This window comes from Modestobacter excelsi, from assembly GCF_005930495.1.
Lineage (GTDB): Bacteria > Actinomycetota > Actinomycetes > Mycobacteriales > Geodermatophilaceae > Modestobacter > Modestobacter excelsi.
In genome coordinates this window covers 1-2,587 of the sequence record NZ_SJEX01000153.1, presented here as the reverse complement: position 1 = coordinate 2,587, position 2,587 = coordinate 1, and the positions used below count along the sequence as shown (strand labels likewise).

General features: G+C 74.8%; 2 protein-coding genes and 1 pseudogene. 1 reads left to right on the top strand and 2 read right to left on the bottom strand.

Features of this window, described 5'->3' with window-relative positions; all coding sequences use genetic code 11:
- Window positions 1–79 precede the first annotated feature (79 nt).
- Window positions 80–1,081, top strand: coding sequence for an ROK family protein (locus FHL80_RS24980; RefSeq protein WP_138736020.1), 1,002 nt, complete (start codon window positions 80–82; stop codon window positions 1,079–1,081).
- A gap of 7 nt (window positions 1,082–1,088) precedes the next feature.
- Here the strand turns inward: FHL80_RS24980 and FHL80_RS24975 are convergent, their stop codons facing one another.
- Window positions 1,089–2,315 (bottom strand): ornithine cyclodeaminase, nickel-pincer nucleotide-dependent, encoded by a 1,227-nt coding sequence (locus tag FHL80_RS24975; protein ID WP_138736019.1) that lies wholly within the window; start codon window positions 2,313–2,315, stop codon window positions 1,089–1,091.
- A 36-nt stretch (window positions 2,316–2,351) separates the two neighbouring features.
- Window positions 2,352–2,587, bottom strand: a pseudogene (locus FHL80_RS24970) (hypothetical protein); the annotation flags it as partial.

The following is a 2,587-nucleotide window of genomic DNA, read 5'->3' as shown; positions in this document are numbered from 1 at the left end:
CCCCCGAACCCACCGCTCCTCCGGAGGAGACCGTGCCGCACCCGGCCCCCGCGCCCACCGTCCAGCGGATCGACGTCGCGTGACCGCCGCCCCGTCCCCGACGGACGTCGCGCAGCTGCCCGCCATCGGCATCGACATCGGCGGCACCAAGGTCGCCGGTGGCGTCGTGGCCCCGGACGGCTCCGTCACCGACACCGCCCGCCGGGCCACCCCGGGGCGGTCGGTCACCGCCACCGAGGACGCGATCGCCGCGGTCGTCGACGAGCTGGCCGAGCGGCACCCCGGGCCCCTGGTCGGCGTCGGCGTCGGCGCGGCCGGCTGGTTCGACCGCACCGGCGACACCGTGCTGTTCAGCCCGCACCTCGCCTGGCGCAACCAGTCGCTCCGCAAGGACCTCGCCGACCGGTTGCAGCGCCCGCTGTGGGTGGGCAACGACGCCGACGCGGCCGCGTGGGCGGAGTACCGCTTCGGCGCTGCGCGGGGCAGCAGCCTGATGCTCATGATCACGCTGGGCACCGGCATCGGTGGCGGCATCGTCATCGACGGCCGGCTGCAGCGCGGTGCGCACGGCGTCGCCGGCGAGTGGGGCCACATGCGGGTGGTCCCCGACGGCCGGCTCTGCGCGTGCGGCAACCGCGGCTGCTGGGAGCAGTACGCCAGCGGCAACGCCCTGGGCCACACCGCCCGGGAGGTCGCGCAGAGCTCGCCGGCGGCCGCCGCCGACCTGCTGGACCGGGTCGGTGGCGACGCCGCCCGGATCACCGGTGAGGTGGTGGCCCAGGCGGCGTCCGACGGCGACCCGCTGGCCGTCGAGCTGCTCTGCGAGGTCGGCACCTGGCTCGGTCAGGGCATCGCGGACATGGCGGCGATCCTGGACCCCGACGTCGTGGTGATCGGCGGTGGCGTCAGCGTGCTGGGCGAGACGATCCTGGCGCCGGCACGCGACCGGCTCGAGCGGGCACTGCCCGGCCGCGGGTTCCGCCCCGGCCCACGGGTGGTCGTCGCCGAGCTGGGCGCCCAGGCCGGGCTGGTGGGCTCGGCCGACCTGGCCCGCCTGGCCGTCTGCGAGCAGACCGCCTGAGCTCCGGTCAGGCGAGCTCGCGGGCGAGCTGCTCGAGGAACAGGCCGATGTCGGTGACGATGCCCATCGCCTGGGCGCTGCCCCGGTCGGCGAGCTTGGTGACCGTCGCCGGGTTGATGTCCACGCAGACCAGCGGGATCGACGCCGGCAGCAGGTTCCCGGTGGCGATGGAGTGCAGCATCGTGGCGACCATGATCGCGAAGCCGACGTCGTGCAGCTCGGCGCGCATCGCCCGCTGACCGTCGATGACGTCGGTGATCACGTCGGGCAGCGGGCCGTCGTCGCGCACCGAGCCGACCAGCACGAACGGCTTGCCCGCCTGCGCCAGCGCGTGCATGACCCCGCCGGTCAGGACGCCGGAGCCCACGGCTGCGGCGATCGACCCGGCCGCCCGGATGGTGTTGATCGCCCGGATGTGGTGCTCGTGGCCGTGCGGCACCCCCGACCCCTTGGCCAGGTCCACGCCGAGGGAGGTGCCGAACAGGGCTGACTCGATGTCGTGGGTGGCCAGCGCGTTCCCGGCGAACAGGACGTCGACGTAGCCGGCCTCCACCAGCCGGACCATCGCCGGCGCCGCGCCGGTGTGCACGACCGCCGGGCCGCCGACCCACAGCACCCGCTTGCCCGCGGCCTTGACCTCGCGCATCCGCTCGGCGATCTGCCGGACCAGCAGCGCCTGGGGCTTCTCGCTGGACACCGTCGAGGACATGAACCCGAAGTCGTCCTCCTGGCCGCGCGGCGCCTGCGGCGGCAGCTCCACCCGGACGCCGTGGGCACCGCAGACCACCGCGTCACCGGCGCGCACGTCGCTGACCGGGACGGTGCGGATGACGGGCCCGTCGGACACCACCAGGCCGCAGTCCATCTCCGGGTGCTCGACCCGCAGCCAGTCCCGGTCCAGCCGGACCAGGGTCTCCAGGTTGGTCGTGGAGTAGAAGTCCTCGGGGAAGACGCCGTCGGCCGGCGCGGGCCGGGTGGTCGCCGTCCCGGGGTCGACCGCGTTCGCGCCGTACACCTGCACGCGCATCAGGATCCGGTCCAGCAGCTCGGCGTCCGCGGCGCTGACCTCCACCAGCGCCTGCGACTCGTCCCCGTGCTGGCGGCCCAGCTCCAGGCTCTCGATCCGGTAGTCCCCGCCGTACTCCAGGACGTCGTCCAGCACCCGGGCGAGGATGCCGGTGTCCATCAGGTGACCGGTCAGCGTGACGACGGCGGACGGTGACGCAGCGCTCATCCTGCGGAGGTTACGGCCCCTGCACGGGGTGCTCCTTCAGACGACAGCGCCGTCGTCGCCGTCGTCGGAGCGGTCGCGCATCCGGGACACCAGCACCGCCACCCCGCCGGCGACCGCCGCGACGCCGAGCACCAGGCCCACGTCCAGGGACAACCCCACCTTCCCCGGCGCGACGATCAGGACGACGCCGACCGCGATGAGCAGCAGCGCGTACAGCGAGGCGGGCGCGAGGACCGGCAGCGGCGGGGGCGGCGGGGGCTCGTAGTGCTCCT